The following is a 21,585-nucleotide window of genomic DNA, read 5'->3' on the forward strand; positions in this document are numbered from 1 at the left end:
ATGAAAATTCTATTGTTCACCATAAGCCTAATTTTCTCCTATCCAGTCCTTGGGCAGATCAACATTACCCTGCTGCATCAATTGGTGGAAGACTCCAAAAACGAACACGATAGGCAATCAGAGGCCAAGGCCAACCAGGCCAAAAATGCCATCAACGAAGAGGTAAACAGAAATTTGATGGGAGAAGTCAAGGAGAAGTACAGAACGGTGCAGGAGCGCTTTGCCAAACTCAACCTGCTAATGGAGGCGGTGGGCCTTGCCGCTATGACCGATTCCTTGGTCAGGACCATCATAGGCCATCAGGAACAAATCGTTATCTATTGCCAAAATGACCCTTTCCTGATTCCACTCGCATTGGAGACGGAAAAGCTGTTCGTGAAGCGATCCTTTTCCCTGATGAATTACCTCATAGGATTAATGGCCTCCATCGGTGAGCTGAACCAGATGAAGGTTTCCGAAAGGCGCTTGTTGCTGCAGCATGTTCTGTATGAGCTCAGGGAAATCAACAGGCTATCCCGGGCGACCTCCCAAACCCTGGAATCGCATATCAGACGAAAACTGGGGGGCAGCCCCTATCCACAATACCTCTTGGAAGTATCGGGAACCGTGGATGAAATACTGGCTAACATTCAACGGATAAGAAATTGAAAAAGCTACTGACATTGTTCCTTTTGACACTTTCCTTTGGGCTGTCTGCCCAAATACTGGTGTATGACCGTGACCATTTTATGATTGTCAATGAAAATGCGGCCATGAGGAATGTTTCCGAGATTGGCTACCAGGAAAGCCTAAACGGCATCCGACAAAACACCGATGACATTGGCCTGAATGTATCCAGCCTGGCCATGGTGGAAACTATGATCCTCCGCTCCCTCAACCAGGTCAATCAAGGCCTTAAAGATGCCATCCAGGTAAAACAGATCGGGAGGGTGCTGCAAAGGATATATGCCTTAAGCGATGAAACCATCATCTTGGCCTCCCAGAACCCCATATTACTGCTTTTTGCCGAAACCTATATCCGACAGGCCAAGGAAAGGAGCTTCACCCTGGTTACAGAGGTTTCCTCCTTTGTGCTGGCGGAGGGGAATAACCTCCTGATCAATCCCAATGTGAGGGATGAGCTTCTGGGGAAAATTCAACTTGAAATCCAACTCATTGCCGCCTACCTGTTGGCGGTTCGGAATGCCATGTACTGGGCCAATATAAACGGGGTGCTGAAAAGGCTGAACCCCTATCAGGCCTACCTCAACCAAAACAGAAACCTTGTCAATCAAATCCTTCTCCAAAAACAGTTGCTGCGATGACAAAGAAAAAAACATATTGGCTACTCCTTCCTGTTATCTCCCTCTTGTCCCTGGCAAGTGCCCAGGCACAAACCCCCATTCGGGACAGGGCGGTGATAGCCCAACAGGAAAGGATGGTGTTCAAGCAATGGAACCAAAACCGTTTCCACCCCCTGCCCTACCGAATTCTTGGTATCCCTACCAATCCCAACTGGTACCTGACCTGGGCCTTGCACCCCAACTATCCCAACCTGGACAGGAGACCCCTCTCCCCTGCTGGGGAACAGACCCAGAGGCTTGGATTGGCAGCGGCCATGAAGATCTCCTCGGACTACTACAAGCAGCAGGCAGATACCGTCAAAAACCTGGCAGTTAGGGAAATGACCCGCATATCCGGTGCATTATCCGGTACGGATCCGCTGTATTTGCTCTACTACAAAAATGAGCTCGCCCCGCTGGAAAATATCGAAGCCCATGCCTTCCAATACAGTACCGCACAGGTAAGGGACTATATGCAGGAAAACGGTGCCTATGACTGGTACCTGGAACACATGAAAAGCCTGGAAGAAAGGTACGGCTTTGCAAAAACGCAGGACATGGAAAGGGGGCAACGGATCCTTATGTACCACCGCATCCTATTGGACTTGAGGAGACTCCAAAGCAACTGGGAACATAAGTTGGCCCTTTCGCAAAAGATGCTGGCCTTCCGTGAAAGCATGGAAAGAAGACAGCAACGGATCGGTCAATTATCGGAACAAGCCAATCAACAGGAAGAAATGCTTTCGGGAATCTTACAAAGACGAATCATAATGCAATGAAGATAATACTGACTACCCTACTGTTAACGCTGCTTTTGCTGCCACTGGCAAAGGGCCAGGTACCTGTGCCCCCGGAAGAGTACAAGGAGGCCATCTCCTTTCTCCAGGGAAACGGGATATATGACCGGGGGATCATGCGCTTTTTTGAGGGGATGCGGGATTATGCCTATAGCCATTTTGGCCCCTTTATCCGGGATGCCCAAGCCCTGGCCTGCATTTTTATGCTGATTTTCTTTTCCATCAAATCCTACGAAATGATGGTAGGCGACAAAAAAATGGAAATTATGCCGCTGCTACGACCCTTTGGGTTGCTGATGCTGACCATGTGGTGGGGAATGTTCTGCAGGATCATCGCTTTTCCCACCGACCTCATATCGGCAAAAACCGAGGCCATGTTTTCCACCCAAAATGACCGGATCAACGCCTTGAGGTTGGACAGGGCGGTGTACATCATTGAGGTGGCCGACAAATTGGTGGAATACCAGGCGACCACCGAACTGGCCTCCCAGCAGGCCCAGGAAGCGGATAAGGGCTTGGGCACCGTCATGGTGGATGGTATAAAGGGCTTTTTTACCGACAACGTATATGGCCCTTTGGTTCAGATGAAGATCAGGATGCAGACCAACTTGCAGCTATTGGTCACCCAATTACTGGAACTCCTGGCCATTTGGATACTGAGAATTTGTGTCTATCTGGTCTTTTTTATCCAGATCATCTATTCCACCATTCTGGTGATTTTGGGTCCCTTTTCATTGGCGGTAAGCGTGCTTCCGGCCTTTAGGGATGCCTTTACCACTTGGATTGCCCGTTTTGTGGCCGTCAACCTGTATGTGGGCATTGCCTACTTGGTATTATACGTTTGCGGGCTGATGCAGGAATATGCCTTTCTGCAGGAAATACAGAAATACGAGGCCCTGTTGGACAGTTCGGGGGGTGAGGAGGTGTTGTCGAAACTGGCCTGGATGGCAGGCAACGGCATCCTTTCTTTCGGCTTGGTCATCGTCAGTTTTTTGGTGGGAGCCATCGCCATCACCACGGTGCCCTCCATCTCCACTTGGATCATCAGTACCTCGGGCATCACCGCAGCGGCAGCAACGGCGGGACGGACAGGCTCCATGCTGGGCACCCGCATGTCCAGAGGCGCAATAATGGGAAGATAAACTCGTACAACCATGATCATAAAAAACATCGAATCAAAAATCAAGCTGGCCACATTCCTGTCATTGGGGAGCTTTATAGCGGCCATCATTATCAGCGTTTCGGTTTCCTTCTTTGCTTATCGGCAGGTGGCCAATGCAAGGCAGTCCATTTATATCCTTGACAATGACATCCCCATCCTGGCCAAGCAGACAAACATGCAGATGAACCGTCCTGCCGAGTACCGTGCGGCGGTGGATCTTTTTCACAGCCTCTTTTTCTCCCTGACCCCGGATGACAGGCACATAGAGTACCAAATGAAAAAGGCCATGTACCTGGCAGACGAATCAGGGGTGTTGCAATACAACAACCTGAAGGAGAAGGGCTATTTCAACTCCATTCTCAGTTCCAGTTCGGTATTGACCCTTCAGACCGATTCCATTGCATTGGCCCCCAACAATAGGTTCATCTATTACGGCAAGCAGAAGATCGAAAGAAGAAGCGCCACGATCACCAGGTCCCTGATTACAGAAGGGTATTTAATGGATATCCCCAGGTCGGAAAACAACAGCCACGGGGTACTGATCACCAATTGGAAAACGCTGGAAAACAAAGACCTGAGCCATGTTTCAAAAAACACCTTCTGAGGACAGCATCCTTTTCACCGAAATAAAAAAGGAATTCGGCACCCTGCACGAAAAGGGCAAAAAAAGCATGGGTAACCTGCTGGCAAACTACCCCAGACAGTGCTTTGGGGCTATGGTGGTCACGCTGATGCTCTCGGCGGTGCTCGCCTTTATCGTCCCACCTTTCAATGGTGAAAAACGGCAGGAAGAAACCCGACTTATCGATGAAGTCAACCACCTCGGATCCGGGATAGCCGATGAGTTCTCTACCCTCTTTAAAATAGGGAATGAGGCAAAAAGGATTGGACAGTTAAAAAGTGAAGTGGAAAGGATCATCGCCCAGGAGGAAATCGACTTACAGGACAGCATTTTTCTGGAAAATGCCATCCTTGAGCTAAAAAGGTACCACCCTATTAACCCGCAACACCATGAGGATTAATTTCAAACAACCCAAATACATGCTTCCCCTGATCCTGCTGCCCTTTATGCTGCTGCTGAATTTTGGCATGCAGTCCTTTACCGAGAAGGATGAAAGGCACCATGACAAGGGAAAGGAAGACCTGCAGGAATCTGTGGGAGATGTTTCGGATCAAATCCGGAACCGTGGCATAGATGGCAAACTGGATGCCTTTCGGTCCAGGTACAAAAGGGCAGATGGCTACACGGCCATCAAAAACCTGAGGATTGACGTGGAGCAGGAAGATGAGATCTTTTCCCAGTACAACGAAACAGAAAAAAGGATGCTGGATTCCATTGACCTGGCCTTAAGAAACGCAATGGATAAGCCGAAGCCCCAAGCAGCACCCAGAACGGTTCCGGCCATTGGTTCGCATTATACCCCCGCTGTCCAAACTGACGAAGATAAGCTCATACTTCAGGCACTCAACCAAATGGAGCACCAAGCCAACAGCAGGGAGAAAGCCAGGTATGAAGATCCCATGGACCTGTTCCGGGCACAAATGGCCTTGGTGGATTCCATCTCAAAGGCCAATGATCCTGCCTTTCAGTATCCCCATTCGGAAGAAAGTTTTATCGAAGAAGAAATTTCCCGCCCCAGGCTTAAAGTTTCCAAGGGCAAGCAGCCGGATCACCATTTTAACACCGTGGTGAAGGACTCCCCACCTTCCTTTATTCAGGCCATCGTGGACCAGGAAATCCAAAAAGGCATTATGGGAGAAAGGATCAGGATCCGATTGCTGGATGATATCCAGGTCGGCACGGCAGTGCTGCCCAAAGGCACCTACCTCTATGCCTGGATCAGCGGCTATCAACCACAACGGGTAAAACTGACGGTCAGCTCTGTGATGGTTGGGGACAAAATCCTGCCCATTGCCTTAAGTATTTACGACCAGGATGGCATGGAGGGACTGTATGTCCCTGCCAGTTCCTTCAGGGAATTCTCCAAAGACCTGGGCGGCAACGTGACGGGAGGCATGAACCTTCAGTTGCAGAACCCCGCCTCCATGAACCAGATGTACATGTCTGCCCTGCAACGGGTATTTACCTCCAGTTCCCAGGCTTTGTCCAAAAGGATTCGGCAAAACAAGGCCAACCTCAAATATGGCACTGTCATTTACCTCATCGATTCGGAAGATCTGAATTCGGACTTCCATTAAACTCAAAACCCACATTGACATGAAAAGGATAACCCTAATTACATGCATTTATTCCCTTTTCGCCTTTTCCGCTTTGGCGCAGAAGACTGATTATGGCGCTTCCCCTACAAAAAGGCAAAAACTGTTTATCCGGGAAGACATCACCCTTCATTTTACCTCCCCCGAACCCATCCAGTATGTGGATATTTCCAGCAAAAACCTGGTGGGTGACCTGCCCCTTGACAATGTGTTTCGGATTAAAATGCAGGAGGACAGTGGCCAAGTTGGCAAAGCCCCCCAGCAGGACTTGGGCGTGGTGACCATCATCGGGCAAAAATTCATTGCCCAATATGAACTGCAATATACCTCAGGAAACAGGGAAGTGCCCACCTTGCTCGAAATCGTACCCGCGGACATGCATCCCCTGGATATAGGTGCCACGCCGCTTACCCAAAATGAACTGAGGGGGTTTTCCCTGAAGGCCTATAAATTGAAGCCGAGCATCAAACGCCTACACCATTCCGAATACGGGATTACCGGCTATGTCGACAATATCCACACCTTGGATGACTACATATTTCTTGACATCACATTCACCAATGAAACCAACCTGAAATTTGACATTGACCAGGTAAGGTTCAGGGTGGAAGACAAAAAAATCACCAAGGCGACAAATGTACAGGCCATAGAAATTGAGCCCGTTTTCACCCTTGTTGAAAAGGAATCCTTCAAACGAAAATACAGGAACATTTATGTGTTGAAAAAATTCTCCTTTCCCAACAACAAGGTGCTTACCATAGAACTGACGGAAAAGCAGTTATCCGGAAGAACGCTGATCGTGCAAATCGATTACCTACACCTATTGCGGGCAGACACCTTATAAAAAGTGTATTTATGGACCTAAGTAACCCGGAAATCAGATGGAACAGAAAAGGCAATTGGAAAAGCTCCATGGATTGATCCAGTTTCTGGTATACGCCATGGTGTTTCTGGAACTGTTTCTTTTTATCTACAGCCCTATCGTGCTAATTCCAGGGGGGAAGGCCATGCACCTGGCGCCCATTGTGGACAAACTGATGAATCTACCCATTTACCAAAACCTGTTATTCAGCAAGTTTGCCATTTTATTGGCCATCTGCTTGGCAGCCATCGGCACCCTTTCAAAAAAGGAGCTGGATATAAACCCACAAACGCAGATCGTCTTTCCGTTGGTGTTGGGGTTTATCCTGTTCTTCGGTGCACTGTTTTTCTATTCCATGGAGGGCAGCTCCATGATCCTGCCTTATACCAGTTGGCCTGACCTGGCCTTTGCCCTTTCTTCCCTGATGGGGGCGGTATTGATCCATACCTCACTGGACAATGTATCCAAATTGATCAAGAGTGGGCTGGGAAAGGATGAATGGAACATTGAGGGAGAATCCTTTATGCAGCAGAAGGAGAAAATGGATACCCCCTATTCGGTCAATATTCCCATGCGGTTTTATTACAAAAAGCGCATCCATAAGGGCTGGATCAATATTGTCAACCCTTTCCGGGGCACCCTGCTGATAGGTACCCCTGGCAGTGGCAAGTCCTTTAGCGTGGTGAACCCCTTTATCCGGCAACTGATTGCCAAGGGGTTTACCATGTGCCTGTACGATTTCAAGTTTCCAGACCTGGGACAGATTGCCTACCACCACTTTTTATTGGGAAAGCAGCAAGGCAAAATCCGGGATTACCGGTTTTTGGTGGTGAACATGGACGAGGTGGAATATTCCAAACGGATCAATCCCCTGAAACGGGAATACATCCAGACCCTGGCCGACGCTTCCGAGACGGCAGAAGCCATCGTGGAATCCCTGCAAAAAACCGAATCCACAGGTGGTTCGGACAAGTTCTTCACCCAATCCGCTGTCAACTTTTTGGCATCGGCCATTTACTTTGTTTCCAGGCATCAGGACGGTAAGCACTCCACCTTTGCCCACCTTCTCGCCTTTTTGAACAGGACCTATGAGGAGATATTTACCTGCCTTTCTTCTTTTCCGGAACTGGAATCCCTGCTTAGCCCCTTTCGCAGTGCCTTGGAAAAAAGGGCTTTTGAGCAGTTGGAAGGCCAGGTGGGCACGCTAAAAATCTTTATCTCCAGGCTGAACACCAAAGAAACGGCCTGGATCTTTTCTGGGGACGATTTCGACCTTAAAATTTCAAGTCCTCAATCCCCGGCCATACTGGTGCTGGCCAATAGCCCGGCCACCCAGAACATCAACTCCACCTGTTACTCTGTAATTGTAAACCGCCTTACCCGACTGATTAATACCAAGGGCAATTTACCCGTTGCCATCGTTGCGGATGAGGCACCCACCCTCTATATCCACAGGGTGGAAAACCTGATTTCCACCGCCAGAAGCAACAGGGTGGCTGTGTTGTTGGGATTGCAGGAACTGCCCCAGTTGAGACAGCAACAGGGCAAGGATACGGCCAACACCGTTACCGCGGTGATCGGCAACGTGCTGAGTGGTTCGGTGCGGAACAAGGAAACCCTGGAATGGCTGGAAAGGATGTTTGGCAAAAAGAAACAACGGGGGGAGAGTGTTTCCATTGACCGCACCAAAACCTCAATAACCCTTAATGAAAAATACGACCCCTTGATACCTGCCGGGAAAATAGCCGGCATGCAGGCGGGGGAGCTGGTGGGCCTTTTGGCGGTCGATGCTGAAAAATTCGACGGAGCCTATAAAACGGCCAACATTCACTGCCGGGTAAACCTTGACCCCGGGGAAATAGAAAACGAGGAGAAAACCTCCAGACCCCTTCCAAAATGCTATGAGTTCAAGGGCAAAAAGGAACAGGTGCTGACCCGGAACTTTATGCGGATCCGGGAAGAGGTGGAGAACATTATCGATTACTATACGGCATCTGCCTAAGCAAACTATACTTCATTTAATCATAAACTCCATGAAATCGAGCATCACAAAAACGCCCCCTAGTGGGATGATTATAGACTGCGAGATTCCATATGGCCTTTAAAAAACAAATTATAATCATATGAATTCAAAAGAAGAAAAAACACTACGATCCCTGTTGGGGAAACTGGACCGTCTCCAAACAGAAAGCCAGGTGCAGCTGACGCATGATGAGGCCCGGTTGTACCAGATAGAAACCTTGGACGAGTTGCCTGAAGAAGACCATGTGGAACCCGAAATCCCACTAGGAAATGGCAGCTAAGACCCAAAAGATGTATGAGGCAGTGGCAGAGAAGATCATTGCCCAGCTCAAGGAAGGGACGGCTCCCTGGCAGCAGCCATGGGAGAAGTCGACCTCGGTTTTTGAAAAGCCCTTCAACGCCGTCACCAACCAAGCCTATAGGGGCTTGAACTCCCTTTACCTGCAACTATTCTCCCCCTTTGAAGACCCCAGATGGGCCACATTTAAGCAGGCCCAGTCCCAGGGGTGGCAGGTGCAGAAAGGAGCAAAAGGCATGGCCATCAACTTTGTAAAGACCCACCAGTATTTACCCAAAAGGGACGAAAGGGGGAAACCGGTAGTGGATCAAACAGGAAAGCCCGTCACAGTAAGGAAGGTGTTGAACCCTCCCATTGTCACCAAAGCCTGGGTATTCAACGCGGAGCAGATCAAGGGGGTGTCCCCCTTGGAAAAAAGTAAGGAGGTCAGCCAGTGGGAAAAGCTGGCCCGGGTGGAAAATTTGATTAAAAACACCAGAGCCAGCATTACCCATATTCAGGGCAACAAAGCCTATTATTCTCCCCTAGGGGATAACATCCGAATGCCGGAAAGGACGCAGTTCAAGTCTTCCGACAGGTATTATGCCACCCTCCTGCATGAGCTGGGGCACTGGACAGGGCATAAGGACAGGCTGGACCGGAGCATCATGAACACCTTTGGGTCAAGGGAATATGCCAGGGAGGAATTGAGGGCGGAAATCGCCAGCATGATGATGGGTGCGGAACTGCGGATCGGCCATGACCCCAACCAACATGTGGCCTATGTGGAAAGCTGGATCAAGCTACTGACCGCGAAACCCTTCGAAATCCACCAGGCGGCAGCGGACTCCCAAAAAATCATGGATTACCTGATGGCCTTTGACCGAAAAAGGGAATTGAAGCAAGATGATGCAAGGTCGGTTGTACCGGAAAAGGTCGACCAGGTACCGCAACAAGAATTAGAACCCACCTTAAAATTTGGAAGATGATCAAGGAAAAAACATTACCCATGCAGGAGTTGAGACTTTTCGGGATCTATAAAGACGGAAAGTTCACCATTCCGGAAGAACAGGTCCGGGCACTGCAGGACGGAAAGATGACCGATGTGGTGGAACTGAAAGACCTGAAAGGCAAGGATATCCATATCGAAAGTCTTCCGGCCAGGCTCTCCATTGTAAGGGGAACGGACGGAAACCCCTCCCTACGCATAGACCCGGTGTACAGGTTCCCCGATTCCCATCCCAAACTTTCCAAGGAGGAAAGTGAGCGGCTGATCCGTGGGGACATTGCCAACATCCGGAAAAACTATGTGGACAGAGAAGGGAACGTAGGCACTGAAATCATCGCTTATGACAAAGCAACCCGGCAGTTTATGAGTTATGATCCCAGGGTCGTTCAGGCACCGGAGGCCGTCAACAACGAAAAGTTGACAGCGGAGCAAAAGCGAAAATACAAGGAGGGTGAAACGGTGGAATTGTCCGATGGCACCCAATTTCAGTTTTCCACCGTGGATCGAAAAGGCATCCGCTCCAACCGAAAAGGGTTGGTATTGTCCGTTTTGTTGGATGGGGGGATTTCCTATTTACTGTTTACGGGCGTACGCAGGATGATGGGTATAAAAAGCAGCGAGGAACAGTCCTATTCCAAGGGCTATCAGGACGGACTAAAGAAGATGCAGCAAACCATGGAACGAAGAATTGCCCTTAACCCATCTGACAAAGATGCGGTCAGGGACCTGAACTTGGTGAGGGAGGAACTCTCAAAGGTAACCTCTGCACACCCTGGGAAGTACCAGCATCGGGATGGGGATGAGGTAAAGCGGTTTAACTCCGTTGATAACGAGGTAGACCCTCCAAGCCAATCAGAAGTCGATGAACGCCGTCAACGAAGGAGTTGAGCTGTTGGACAGCCTGGGGATAAACAGGGAGGTTCAGCAACTGTTTTCGGAGGTGTTGAGGGAAGATGCCAGTGGCAGGTTGATTGCGGATTATAGGGACGGAAATGGAAAGCTGGTGGACCGGGAAATCCATGGTATTTCAACACATAAATTATCGTCTTGCGGAATCCTTCAATGTTCCCCAGCCCTGCCGGAAAATGTCAGGGCACTGTATATTTCCGATGCCGTTATGCAGCTGGTCTTTATGGTGCAGCGTAAAGTCAAGCGCAGGGATTTTGCCTACTCCGCCTTTCTAGCCACCGGAGCCAGGTTGGATAAAGCACTGGTATTAGCAGGAATTGACCAATATCCTAAGGGTATAAAGATATATACCGTATTTTGCCATTCCCTGTTGGGTAGGATCAGGGACTGTAAGGTGCAGCACTGGGTCAAGGGGTTGGATTGCCGTTTTAGGATAGAGGGAAATAAGGTTGTCGCATTATTTAAGGGCAAGGAATTTTGGATGTCGGTTGGGGAGTTTTCACTGAGGAATCACCTAAGGCAGGTTGGAGTGAGGCAAACGGTGACTACCATTAAACCGGTTATTAAGCAATCCTATAATTTCAATTGTCTTTGGTAACTTTAAAAATCCCCTTTTTAGCTTCTTCCCAGGGGCGGGTTTTCATTGAACCACTTTCGATTAATTCCAGGCGGCGGTTTACCTCCTCTTGTTGCCATTGTGGAATCGAATCCTCATCCTTTTTAATGGAAACGTAATCAAGCGTTCGGATAAACTCCAAAAAGGTTTCAAAGCGGTCGTCCTGTATTTCCAATGTGATTTTCATCTGTTTATATTTTCTTTTCAGTGGTCAGATGGAATCTTCGCATGATCAATAATCATCCCTACGTGTGTCGCTTGCGTCATGCTCGATTTCATACTACAATATTAATTTTTTTTCTCATTCCCTCAAATATGTAAGTAATACCAGAATGAGCACATTGTTGGAAAAAGGGCTTTTTGTATAAAGATAGTTATTATTAAGATTACGATCAATTACAATAAGGCAAAACCAAAATCCTTCTAATCATAAGAAAAAATATACCACAATTCATCCTTTAGTATTCAAATACAAAATTTTAAATAAAAAAATTGCCAAAAAATATTTAATTGATTATTTTTAGTTATTGGTTTTACCTTTATGGAAGGTGCCATTTTTCCCAGCTTTTAAATGGAGTATAATGAAAAGACTGCCTCTTGTATTGATTTTGGGAATTCTTATCTTTTCCTGTAGCGAGGACCCGGAGGATCAACCCCTAGTGGAAAAAACAGCCCGGGTAGAAATTGATTTCGAGGGTAGTCTCGATCAGTATCTGGTTAATTTTGGAATCCACTCCCTCTACAAAGGTGAGAGCGGCTTTGTAAATGCGTCCATCGTCCAGCCCGGGGAACTGGAATGGACCCAAGTCATAGCCCAAGCGAACACCTTCAACCTTTCCACCCCCCTTTCCTTTTCAAAACTTATCGTGGAATCAGAGGAGCCTGTGCATACATTCGGATTTATCTTTAATGCCGTCCACACCGGGAATATTCCCGATGAGAATTTCGTGGATCTAAGTGCCACCATACGGGTATTCGGCAACAACACCGAATATCAGACCTACCAGTACGCAGCAAGGCCAGTTGGGCAGGTCTCGGAGCCCTTGAGTGAGACGGTCAGGTTTTAAAGCGAATATTAAATGGATAGAATTGAGTTGAATAACCTACTTTTCTAGAATAGGTATTTATCACCGGTTAAAACTCCCCTCGTTTATGATAGGGGTGTTTTTTTTGCCTCATGATATTTCCTACGTGGAGAACTTTATCATACTTCAGCCAGTCATCGGGGTTTCTGGAACACATTCAACTATTTTCAAACCATTATTCTTTCCTTACGCAGAATCATTGTTTAAAAAACATAGGCAGAATCGAAAAACTTTTTTAAAAAAACTGGTATCCCTGTCATATAAAACTAACTTTTAGATACTAAAGATTAAGAATGAAAAAACCTCAACTGGAAAACCTCCTTAAAGAACTTCACCAAGCAGCTTACCACTGGTCAAGGCAGTGCTGCTCCTTTGATGAGGATTTGGCCAAGGATGTGTTGCAACAGGTTTATTTGAAAATTCTTGAGGGGAAAGCCATCTATAAAGAAAAGTCCCAAATTAAAACATGGCTGTTTTCTGTCATTAGGTTTACTGCTGCGGAATGGAAAAAGAAGGTAAAAAACATCTATCCACTTGAAGCGGAATTCGATGTAGCAGAAACAGAAGATGAAGTCACAGCTGCTTCCCATGAAGAATTGATCGAAAAGCTGCCAGAAAGACAAAAAGAGGTATTACTATTGGTGTTCTATCACAACCTTACCTTGGAAAAAGCCGCTGAGATCATGGAAATCAGTATCGGTTCAGTCAGGAAACATTATGACAGAGGAAAAAGAAACCTCAAAGAGCTTATCTTAAAGAAGACGTTGCATGAAAACAATAAATAATTCCGAAGACCAAGACCTTCAAAATTTCTTTAGCGAATTGAGAGCTGAGGATTCAGTAATAGTGGCTCCCCAATTTCCAAAAATTAGGAAATCTAAGTCATGGAGGTTGATTCCTATAGGAATTGCGGCTTCTTTGGCTTTATTGGCTTGGTTTTTCAGTGGAGATAAAGCTATCCAAACCTTGGATCACGACGTGATCATCATTACCCTGGAAGCAGGACAAAACAATGAGCTCCAATTCAAAATTGAATCCACTACCGAATTGGAATCTTGGGATTCCCCTACTTCTTCTCTTTTAACTGATTTCTAACAAATTTTAACCTATATGAAAAAGCTATTGATAATTGGGATAATACTTTGCTCTGGTACTGTCAATGCACAGGATATATTTCATGAAGCCCTGTATTCGGCCGAACTGGTATTGCAAAACAGTTTTGCCATTTCCCTTACAGACCAACAGGCAGAAAAAATAAAAAAGATACATAGTCAAAGTTCCAAAGAATTCTATACCGGCAAATTGGATCTGGATGAAGCTTCTGCAAAGTTGAAGAAAATGCTCGCCGAGTCCAAACCCAACCCAGAGGCAGTTTCCAAGCAAATGAATATAGTGTTAAACCTGGAAAATTCAATGAAGAGAAAAAGGTTGTCAACTTTGGTTGCCATAAAAAATGAACTCAACGAAACCCAGCAAAATGAGCTTTCGGACCTGAAAGCAATCAGCAATACCAAGGAATATGATATCTCCAATAAACCATTAATTATTGGGCCATTGACTACTGTGAATGGCGCTGAAAAAAGAACCGCTAGTGATGCCACCACAAATCCAAACGTAAAATTGAGGGTTTCTGGAGATTCGAAGAATAGTCCGTTGATGTTAATTTCAACGAAAGACGGAATGGTTGAGATTGAGGATATTGATAAAATAAATCCGGATGGGATTTCAAGCGTGTCGGTCCTAAAAGACAAATCGGCGACCGATAAATTTGGTGAAAAAGGGAAAAACGGAGTGGTAATCATCACGTTGAAAAAAGACATACAGGAGCAATTTGAGAAGTAGGGAACAATAGACCTTTGAGGTATGGAAAACCTCCAAGGTTCCGAGTGGCGACCTTTGAGGTTTATGAAACCTCAAAGGTTTTTTTGGGTAAAGCCTTTTATTTATCTCTTTTACGATTTGTTTTTGGGAAATCCTTCGGCGAACTCTAAGGTTGTACCTCGTTGAAAGAAACCTACAACTATTTTAAATTCTTTCGTAAATCCTCATTTCTAATTTTCGCACGAAATAATTCTATAGTTGGTTTAACCATTTTGGTGAAATGTGATCAAACCAATAATCAGGGATTAGAACACATTCAATTATTTTTAGGGCATTTTTCTATCGTAACGCACAATCAGTGTTAAACAGGATCAAAATTACACGTTAACCCAATCCATATAAATTGGCCAAATCAATGACCCGCCAAAGTTATGGGCTATTTTTTCACATGCATCCGGATTGTCTGTCTGAAATTTTCCAAGGAACTACGGCATAATAGGATGTGACCGACTGACGTGACTTATTCCGTTCCTCCTTGCGCTAAGTGAAAAACTCCCCAAGGCATGGGCTTATCATTTATTTAGCCCTCCAGCGCCAGGAGTTTTAAAGTCGGCAAGCTCACCATGAAACGTTTCAATCAATTATCCGAACCCACCGAGATGCTCTACAACCAGGGGAAATCCGCCATGAGGGATTACCACCTGATCGCCGCAATCGCCAACATTACCGTGGACAATGCCCGGGGGATCCTTGCAAAGGCCGATTTCAGGCTGTCCGAACTCGCCAAATGGGACATGGAAAGGTGGCTCAGCATTGAGGGCATAGGTTACGCCAAGGCTACCGCCCTAATGACCTCCTTCGAACTGGGAAGGAGAAGATTGGAGGAACAACCGGACACCAAAATCAGGATCAGCTGTTCCCGGGATGTGTACTACCATATGGTACCCTTCCTCCTGGACGAGGTGGTGGAACATTTTTACATCCTCCTATTGAACAGGAACAACCGGATCATCAAACTCCATAAGATCAGTTCCGGTAGTACCCACGGCACCCTGGTGGACCCCAAGTTGATCTTCAAAAAGGCCCTGGACCACCTGGCCTCCAGCATCATCCTGGTGCACAACCACCCCTCAGGGAACCTGAAACCCTCCCAATCCGACATAACACTGACCAACAGGCTCTCCGAAGCCGGAAAACACCTTGAAATCCCCGTGGTGGACCACCTGATCTTCACCGATGACTCGTATTTTAGCTTTACGGATGAGGGCCTGATATAGGCCTTCATCCTATCGTTGAAGTACAAGGATGATGGGTGCGATAAAGAATACGAAAAATAATAAAACTATAAAATTCTATGATAATTATAAATGAACTTTAAAATGTTAAATATACAAACCCATCATTTACCACCTTTAACATATTTTTGAAAATACATTTAGAATGAGTTGTTACACCTTTAAATATTAATTTTAAAAAATGTATTTAATAACTAACTTTTTGTTTATGAAAAGTATTTTAAATCTTTAATGATATATTTTACGATGCAAGAAACGCCGGGTTAACCGAATCCACAATAAAATCCGGGAGTGCCAGCCAGTCCTATAAAGATTTCACTTATTTTGACGGCCTTGGCAGGCCTATGCAGAATATAAGGAAACAGGCCTCATCTTCAGGATGGGACATCATCACACCAGTCACCTATGATGAGGTAGGGCGTCAGGCCATGGAGTACCTACCCTATACCCGGAACAACGGCAGCGCCACCGGCAATTTCCGGCCTTCAGCGGTAACGGAACACGGCACTTATTATACCGAACAACACGGGGACTCGAGGGGCTACTACGAAAAGCAGTTTGAACCCTCCCCTCTGAACAGGACGATAAAGCAGGGAGCCCCTGGCGATGCCTGGAGACTGGGTGGGGGCCGGGAAATAAAATACGAGGAGCGCCCGAACATGGCCGAGGAAGAGGTACGGATCTGGACGGTGAACAGCAATGGGTTCCCTGCCACCTCAGCAACTTACGGTAGTGGTGCGCTTTGGGTAAAGGAAACTAAGGACGAACACAACAAGCGGACCTTGGAATATACGGACAAACTAGGAAGGACGGTACTGCGGAAATCAGAAATCTGGGGGACGCCCACTGTTCACAACCAAGGGTGGCTTTGCACCTATTACGTATATGATGACCTGGGTGACCTGCGGGTCGTGATACCCCCACTTGCCGTGGAACGGCTGCTGTCAAACTGGCCACAAAGCACCAACAGTTCTTTTGCCAACGGTTTCTATTTCTGGTACCGCTATGACGGCAGGAAAAGGATGACCGAGAAGAAAGTCCCCGACAAGGGCTGGGAACATTTCGTTTACGACATGCAGGATAGGCTGGTGGCCAGTCAGGACGGGAGACAACGCACAGACAACCTCTGGCATTACACCAAATACGATGCACTTGGTCGGCCGGTGATGACCGGCATCACCAACGACAGCCGTACAAGGAGCGAGCTGCAATCCGATTTGGACAATATGCCCACCCATAACAATGCGGAACTGAAAGCAAACACCGCTAGGGTCAGAACTGGTGAGAACATTACCTCCTCCCAATACGACGGGTATGAGGAATACGTGGCCACCGCTGGCATTACTTTGCAGCCAGGATTCAGCTTTAAAGCTACTGCAAATAAAAGCTTCACAGGAAGGATAGGCACCGCCTCCTCCGGCAATGCGGGCGCCTTCCCGGAAGACGAGGGGGAAATCCTTACGGTGATGTATTATGACGGTTACGGGATAACCCCTCCAGGGAACTACGAGGCACCCGCCGGTTATTCCGCTAGGACCACAAGGACCAGGGGACTGCTGACGGCCAAAAAAGTGAAGGACCTTTCCACGGGGATATTCCATTCCACGCTATATTTCTATGACGAAAAAGGCCTGGAGATACAGGCCCTTGCAGAGCATCAGCTCGGCGGTACCGTGCGGACTTCTGTCAAATACAACTTCGAGGACCAGCCCACCGACAGTCATGTACAGTTCAGCACGCCTGGGGCCTTGGACATTACCAGGAAGTTCAACTACAATACTGCGGGTCTGCCATCCAACGTTACCCATAGGATAGGAAACGGGGATGTGGTGACTCTTTTCACAAATACCTACAACCAACTCGGGCAGCGGACATTAAAATCCCACCCCAACGTGGGGGTAGGCCTTAGCTATGCCTACAACATCCGTGGTTGGCTTAAGCGGATCAACCAACCCACAGGCACCGACCCCATATTTGGGATGGAGTTGTTTTATGAGGGAGGTGGCACCAACCATCAGTGGAACGGCAACATCTCCCGCATGTCCTGGAAGGGTCGGGACAACGTGACCCGGCGATATGATTATAGCTACGATTTCGTAAACCGGTTGACCGGGGCAGCCTTTACCCCGGGGTCGGGTAACTTCAATTTTTCGGTGAACAACATTTTCTATGACGGCAATGGAAACCTGCTGGCCATGCAACGCAGCGGTCAACGGACTTCATCCACTTATGGGGTCATAGACGCACTTTCTTATACCTACCAGGCCAATGGGAACAGGCTGCTGCGTGTAGAAGACGGTTTCGACACAAATTCCTACACTTCAAAGGACTTTAAACCCAACACGGACTCAGCACAGAATTATGACTATGATGCCAACGGCAACCAGACCAGGAACGCCGACAAGCGGATATCCTCCATCACCTATAACCACCTGAACCTCCCGGAAATAGTGACCTTTTCGGGCAGCATTGGCAGGATCGAATATAGCTACGATGCCGAGGGCAACAAGCTGCGGCAGCAGGTGTACAACAACACGACACTTTCCTCCACCACCGATTACATAGGGGAGTTTGTGTTCCGGGACGGACAACTTGACTACCTGCTCCAGGAGGAGGGCCGGGTGGCCTATGAGGGGGGCAGCCCTGTCTATGAGTATTTCGTCAAAGACCACCTGGGCAACGTGAGGCAGGTGATCAGGAACCCGGAGACCGAACTGCTTATGGCAACGATGGAATTGGGGAACGCAGAGGAGGAAGAGCAATACTTTGATCAGTTGCAGGCCAGCCGGCAGTTGGGACCGGAGCACAACGTGACCCCCGGGGGCGACAGGGTGGCATGGCTGAATGCCGGCCGGGGCCGGATCTTGGGGCCTGCGCGGACGCAGGAGGTTCAGAATGGCGGAAAGGTGAGACTTTCCGTCCACGGCAAATATGAGGTCCCCGGGAAAGAAAGCCTGAGCGCGGGGGCGGTGGCGGACTGGGGCTCCAAAACTACGCTGATCGAAGACCTGCTTGAGTTCAGCACGGTGACCACCCGCTCGGCATCCCCCAACGCCGTTACGGTGCTGAACATCCTCGATATACTCATCAAAGACCTACAGCAGAAGGAGGCCCCCGAGTCCTATATGATGTACGCCCTGTATGATGCCGACAGCATGCTGTATGAGACCGGCAAGGAGGTACTGACAAAAAACGCGGCCAACCAACATGAGGTTTTGGAAAAAGAGCTTTATATTGCAAAGGACGGCTATATGGAGGCATTTCTGGTGAACGAAACAGAGGAGGACGTATGGTTCGACAACTTCACCATCATGAGCGAGGGGCCGTTAATTGTGCAGGAGACCCATTATGACCCCTGGGGGTTGGAGCTTACGGGGCTGGGGTACCAGTATGGGGGGATTAAGGTGAATAAGTACCTCTACAACGGCAAGGAACTGCTGGAAGACCTGAATCTTAATCTATACGACTATGGGGCTAGAATGTATGATCCTGTGATAGGCAGATGGAGTGTCATAGATAAACTTGCTGATGATGTAATGCAGGTTGATAAATCTCCTTATCAATACGGATGGAATAATCCCGTAAACTTAACAGACCCCGATGGTAACTGTCCTTGGTGTATAGGCGCAATAGTCGGAGCGGTAGTTGACTATGGGCTTCAGGTAACCGAAAATGTTTTAAAGAACGATGGTAAGATCACATTAAATGCATTTACGGATGTAGATGGTACCTCTATCGCTTTGTCAGGTGCGGCGGGAGCAACAGGTGCCGGATTAGCAACGAAGATTAAAAAAGCATCGACCCTTGTGAAATTAGGGGTAGAACTTGCAACTGATGGAGGCGCTAGTGCTTTAAACCAGTACGCTAAAGATGGAAAAGTTGATTTAGAAGATGTTGCTATTGACGCGGCTGCAGGGCAAATAGTAGGAAAAAGTGTTGGGAAAATGTTAAAGGGCCAGAGTCAAAACACCGACTTAGGTAAAGCGTTGAACCGTGATGCAGATAGAGCGCAAAGAGTAGCAAACCAACCGAAAAGAAGTCCTGCAAGACAAAATGCTAAACAACAAAAAGCTGATGCTTCCCTTGAAAAGTATGACTCCTATGGAGAGTCGAGAGCTGCTGCGGCAGGTACGTCAAGCGCAGCAGCAGCTTCCCAAATAGTAAAAAAGGTCAAAGAAGATGAAAACCAATGAAATGTCATCAATAAAACTAGAGCGGAAGGACTTGATTTCAGTGACTATCGTTATTGTATTAATTGTTTTGGCTTCAAATAAGTATGGGATTATCCCTGTCTTAAAAGGGTTGGGGATATTTACGGCGATACTAATGTTTAATTTGGCGGTTATTAGGGTATATCAAGAGTGTATGGCCTATCTCAAAACGAAATCGTGGAAAATTAGCCCCTTATATGCTTTATTTTTAGTAATGCTAGTAATAGGGATTCCATTAATGTTTGTTCTTTATTTAAAGGATACTTATTTGACCTTTGGGGTAATACTTAGCGTCGTAGTGCTAGGAGGATTGTTGATCTATAGTCTTGTTGGTAAAGTGTTTAGATAGCGTTACCTCTACAACGGGAAGGAACTGATCGAGGACCTGAATCTTAATTTCTATGACTACGGGGCAAGAATGTACGACCCCGCAATAGGGAGATGGAGCGTTGTTGACCCACTTGCAGCGCAATTCCCAAGCTGGTCTCCATATAGTTTTGGGTTCAATAACCCTATGCGGTTTATTGATCCGGATGGTAGAGCTCCTTGGGATGTAATCATTAGAGGTTCAGAAAGTCAAGCTGCTTTTAATGAATTGCAAGCCTCAGTACAAGGACAACTTAACCTATCTATGGACGCAAATGGTAAAGTTACTTATACCCAAAGTGGTGATGGTAAACTTTCTAAAGATGCTCAACAACTTGCCAATGCAATAGACAACAGTTCGATTGTTGTAAACGTAAATGCTGAGAATACTACAGCCACATCATCCGGTGATTTATATATTGGCGGTGCTTTTGCCGGGAATACCGTTACAAAGGGAGCAGACGGTAATACAGTTGTTGTCGAGCAGGAAGTAAACCCAGGTGTTTTAGGGAAGATGAGTACAGCCCACGGAAAACCGGGAGCCGATATGTTACACGAAGTTACGGAAGCTTACCAAGGTGGATTGATATCACAAAAGAAAGGAGTATCATCTCCAGCATCTAATCAACCAGGTTCTGTTTACCAGAAAGCGCATAATAGAGCGACTAAGCAATCAGGGCCAGTCCTTGAAAGGATTTATGATGCATCAGGTAAGGAAATGCAAATGTTGCCAGGAAATGTCTATCCCCCTGGGGTTCAACGTGCTGACTGGTATGTTAAGGACAGGAAAGGCAATAAGGTTGTTATCCAAGAATTGAAATAGTTATGAAAATACTACTGTGCATCTTTTCGGCACTGGCACTTCTTTCTTGTTCGACCCCAAAAGGGATAACTCAAGGCCTAAAGGAAGAACCAGGTTACCTGATTAAGAAAATAAAAAGCAAGAATTCTTGGCACATCATTTATGCCCAAAAGCAAGACAGTCTGTATAAGATAGTTGTTGGGAAAGAAGTTATGGCAGGTGATGGTTGTAACAAGATAGTCGTTGGGAAATCCTATGATTTTGAGTTGAAATCAAGGAAGGAAAATGTGCCAGTAATTAATGGGGTTAGATTAAAGCCAGTTAATTATCTTGATGTTAAAACCCCCGCTTACGACAAAGGAGGGGTTGAATGTTACTCATATGATGAAAAAACAGAAATTTGTACAGAGCCAAAGAAGGGGATATATGACCTGTACTATACGGATGATCTGAAAGGGTTGTGCTATCTAAAGTAGAATGAAAAATCGGAAGCCCGGCAGCAATGTCGGGCTTTTTCATATCATAGATATTTTGCTTGCCTTAATAAAATGGTCAACGGTGGTTAGCAGGCATTCCTTTTCCTTTTCGGGGAGTGTTGCGATATCCTGAAACCTTCGGAGCATAGCCGGGTCTTTAAACAGGTCGGCCTGTTCGTTCTCCCCCAAAAGGTATCCTACTGATGTGTCCAGGATCTTGGCCAGCTTCTTGGCCGCTTCAATGGAGGGTATCATCTCATCCCTTTCATATTTACCGATGGTGGTATGTGAAGTACCGAAAACCTTTGCCAACTCTTTTTGGGAATTTGGTAATCA

23 protein-coding genes and 1 pseudogene are annotated in these 21,585 nt (G+C 47.0%); 22 read left to right on the forward strand and 2 right to left on the reverse strand.

Going from position 1 to position 21,585, the window contains the following annotated elements; translation table 11 throughout:
* From DB520_RS22155 to DB520_RS22215, 13 genes are all read left to right on the forward strand, one after another.
* A complete protein-coding gene (locus DB520_RS22155) occupies nucleotides 1-648 on the forward strand; it encodes a hypothetical protein (protein WP_114751971.1) in 648 nt (215 codons plus the stop codon).
* Nucleotides 645-1,304 carry a hypothetical protein gene (locus DB520_RS22160; protein WP_114751972.1) on the forward strand — a complete coding sequence of 220 codons (660 nt, stop codon included), beginning with the start codon at nucleotides 645-647 and terminating at the stop codon, nucleotides 1,302-1,304. The genes DB520_RS22155 and DB520_RS22160 overlap by 4 nt, the downstream gene beginning before the upstream one ends.
* A complete protein-coding gene (locus DB520_RS22165; protein WP_114751973.1) occupies nucleotides 1,301-2,101 on the forward strand; it encodes a hypothetical protein in 801 nt (266 codons plus the stop codon). The genes DB520_RS22160 and DB520_RS22165 overlap by 4 nt, the downstream gene beginning before the upstream one ends.
* Nucleotides 2,098-3,261, forward strand: a complete 1,164-nt coding sequence (locus DB520_RS22170) for a plasmid transfer protein (protein ID WP_114751974.1) — start codon at nucleotides 2,098-2,100, stop codon at nucleotides 3,259-3,261. The genes DB520_RS22165 and DB520_RS22170 overlap by 4 nt, the downstream gene beginning before the upstream one ends.
* A gap of 12 nt (nucleotides 3,262-3,273) precedes the next feature.
* Nucleotides 3,274-3,885, forward strand: a complete 612-nt coding sequence (traK, locus tag DB520_RS22175; protein ID WP_114751975.1) for a conjugative transposon protein TraK — start codon at nucleotides 3,274-3,276, stop codon at nucleotides 3,883-3,885.
* Nucleotides 3,863-4,303, forward strand: a complete 441-nt coding sequence (locus DB520_RS22180; RefSeq protein WP_114751976.1) for a hypothetical protein — start codon at nucleotides 3,863-3,865, stop codon at nucleotides 4,301-4,303. The genes traK and DB520_RS22180 overlap by 23 nt, the downstream gene beginning before the upstream one ends.
* Nucleotides 4,293-5,480, forward strand: a complete 1,188-nt coding sequence (locus tag DB520_RS22185; RefSeq protein WP_114751977.1) for a conjugative transposon protein TraM — start codon at nucleotides 4,293-4,295, stop codon at nucleotides 5,478-5,480. Before DB520_RS22180 ends, DB520_RS22185 begins: the two co-directional genes overlap by 11 nt.
* Nucleotides 5,481-5,499: 19 nt before the next feature.
* Nucleotides 5,500-6,342 carry a conjugative transposon protein TraN gene (traN, locus tag DB520_RS22190; RefSeq protein WP_114751978.1) on the forward strand — a complete coding sequence of 281 codons (843 nt, stop codon included), beginning with the start codon at nucleotides 5,500-5,502 and terminating at the stop codon, nucleotides 6,340-6,342.
* A gap of 37 nt (nucleotides 6,343-6,379) precedes the next feature.
* The gene (locus DB520_RS22195; RefSeq protein ID WP_114751979.1) at nucleotides 6,380-8,362 is read left to right on the forward strand and encodes a type IV secretory system conjugative DNA transfer family protein; all 1,983 of its coding nucleotides are present in this window, start codon (nucleotides 6,380-6,382) and stop codon (nucleotides 8,360-8,362) included.
* 121 nt (nucleotides 8,363-8,483) lie between these two features.
* Nucleotides 8,484-8,663: a hypothetical protein gene (locus tag DB520_RS22200; RefSeq protein ID WP_114751980.1), complete on the forward strand. Its 180-nt coding sequence runs from the start codon at nucleotides 8,484-8,486 to the stop codon at nucleotides 8,661-8,663.
* Nucleotides 8,653-9,648 (forward strand): ArdC family protein, encoded by a 996-nt coding sequence (locus DB520_RS22205; protein WP_114751981.1) that lies wholly within the window; start codon nucleotides 8,653-8,655, stop codon nucleotides 9,646-9,648. The genes DB520_RS22200 and DB520_RS22205 overlap by 11 nt, the downstream gene beginning before the upstream one ends.
* Entirely contained in the window at nucleotides 9,645-10,556 is a 912-nt protein-coding gene (locus DB520_RS22210) for a DUF4099 domain-containing protein (RefSeq protein WP_232835096.1), read from the forward strand. Before DB520_RS22205 ends, DB520_RS22210 begins: the two co-directional genes overlap by 4 nt.
* Nucleotides 10,531-11,175 carry a hypothetical protein gene (locus tag DB520_RS22215; RefSeq protein WP_114751982.1) on the forward strand — a complete coding sequence of 215 codons (645 nt, stop codon included), beginning with the start codon at nucleotides 10,531-10,533 and terminating at the stop codon, nucleotides 11,173-11,175. The genes DB520_RS22210 and DB520_RS22215 overlap by 26 nt, the downstream gene beginning before the upstream one ends.
* Here the strand turns inward: DB520_RS22215 and DB520_RS22220 are convergent.
* The gene (locus tag DB520_RS22220) at nucleotides 11,159-11,380 is read right to left on the reverse strand and encodes an addiction module protein (protein ID WP_114751983.1); all 222 of its coding nucleotides are present in this window, start codon (nucleotides 11,378-11,380) and stop codon (nucleotides 11,159-11,161) included. The two genes, DB520_RS22215 and DB520_RS22220, sit on opposite strands and share 17 nt — an antisense overlap.
* 394 nt (nucleotides 11,381-11,774) lie before the next feature.
* Between DB520_RS22220 and DB520_RS22225 the strand changes: the two genes are divergently transcribed.
* The 9 genes and pseudogenes from DB520_RS22225 (at nucleotide 11,775) to DB520_RS22270 (ending at nucleotide 21,249) form a co-directional block, all read left to right on the forward strand.
* Entirely contained in the window at nucleotides 11,775-12,260 is a 486-nt protein-coding gene (locus DB520_RS22225; RefSeq protein WP_114751984.1) for a hypothetical protein, read from the forward strand.
* Between the two features lie 311 nt (nucleotides 12,261-12,571).
* Entirely contained in the window at nucleotides 12,572-13,063 is a 492-nt protein-coding gene (locus DB520_RS22235) for an RNA polymerase sigma factor (RefSeq protein ID WP_114751986.1), read from the forward strand.
* A complete protein-coding gene (locus DB520_RS22240) occupies nucleotides 13,047-13,373 on the forward strand; it encodes a hypothetical protein (RefSeq protein WP_114751987.1) in 327 nt (108 codons plus the stop codon). Before DB520_RS22235 ends, DB520_RS22240 begins: the two co-directional genes overlap by 17 nt.
* A 15-nt stretch (nucleotides 13,374-13,388) precedes the next feature.
* On the forward strand, nucleotides 13,389-14,120 hold the full coding sequence (locus DB520_RS22245; protein WP_114751988.1) for a Spy/CpxP family protein refolding chaperone: 732 nt from the start codon (nucleotides 13,389-13,391) through the stop codon (nucleotides 14,118-14,120).
* Between the two features lie 602 nt (nucleotides 14,121-14,722).
* A complete protein-coding gene (locus DB520_RS22250; protein WP_114751989.1) occupies nucleotides 14,723-15,376 on the forward strand; it encodes a JAB domain-containing protein in 654 nt (217 codons plus the stop codon).
* A 296-nt stretch (nucleotides 15,377-15,672) separates the two neighbouring features.
* Entirely contained in the window at nucleotides 15,673-19,587 is a 3,915-nt protein-coding gene (locus DB520_RS22255; protein WP_262511330.1) for a DUF6443 domain-containing protein, read from the forward strand.
* Complete coding sequence (locus tag DB520_RS22260) at nucleotides 19,574-19,954, forward strand: hypothetical protein (protein WP_114751990.1); 381 nt, start codon at nucleotides 19,574-19,576, stop codon at nucleotides 19,952-19,954. The genes DB520_RS22255 and DB520_RS22260 overlap by 14 nt, the downstream gene beginning before the upstream one ends.
* 15 nt (nucleotides 19,955-19,969) lie before the next feature.
* Nucleotides 19,970-20,794 (forward strand): annotated as a pseudogene (locus DB520_RS22265) (RHS repeat domain-containing protein); the annotation flags it as partial.
* Nucleotides 20,795-20,796: 2 nt separating this feature from the next.
* Entirely contained in the window at nucleotides 20,797-21,249 is a 453-nt protein-coding gene (locus DB520_RS22270) for a hypothetical protein (RefSeq protein WP_114751992.1), read from the forward strand.
* 39 nt (nucleotides 21,250-21,288) lie between these two features.
* Here the strand turns inward: DB520_RS22270 and DB520_RS22275 are convergent, their stop codons facing one another.
* Nucleotides 21,289-21,561, reverse strand: a complete 273-nt coding sequence (locus tag DB520_RS22275) for a helix-turn-helix domain-containing protein (protein ID WP_114751993.1) — start codon at nucleotides 21,559-21,561, stop codon at nucleotides 21,289-21,291.
* Between the last annotated feature and the right edge of the window lie 24 nt (nucleotides 21,562-21,585).

It is taken from the genome of Pleomorphovibrio marinus, from assembly GCF_003347495.1.
In the GTDB taxonomy this organism is placed as follows: Bacteria; Bacteroidota; Bacteroidia; order Cytophagales; family Cyclobacteriaceae; genus Pleomorphovibrio; species Pleomorphovibrio marinus.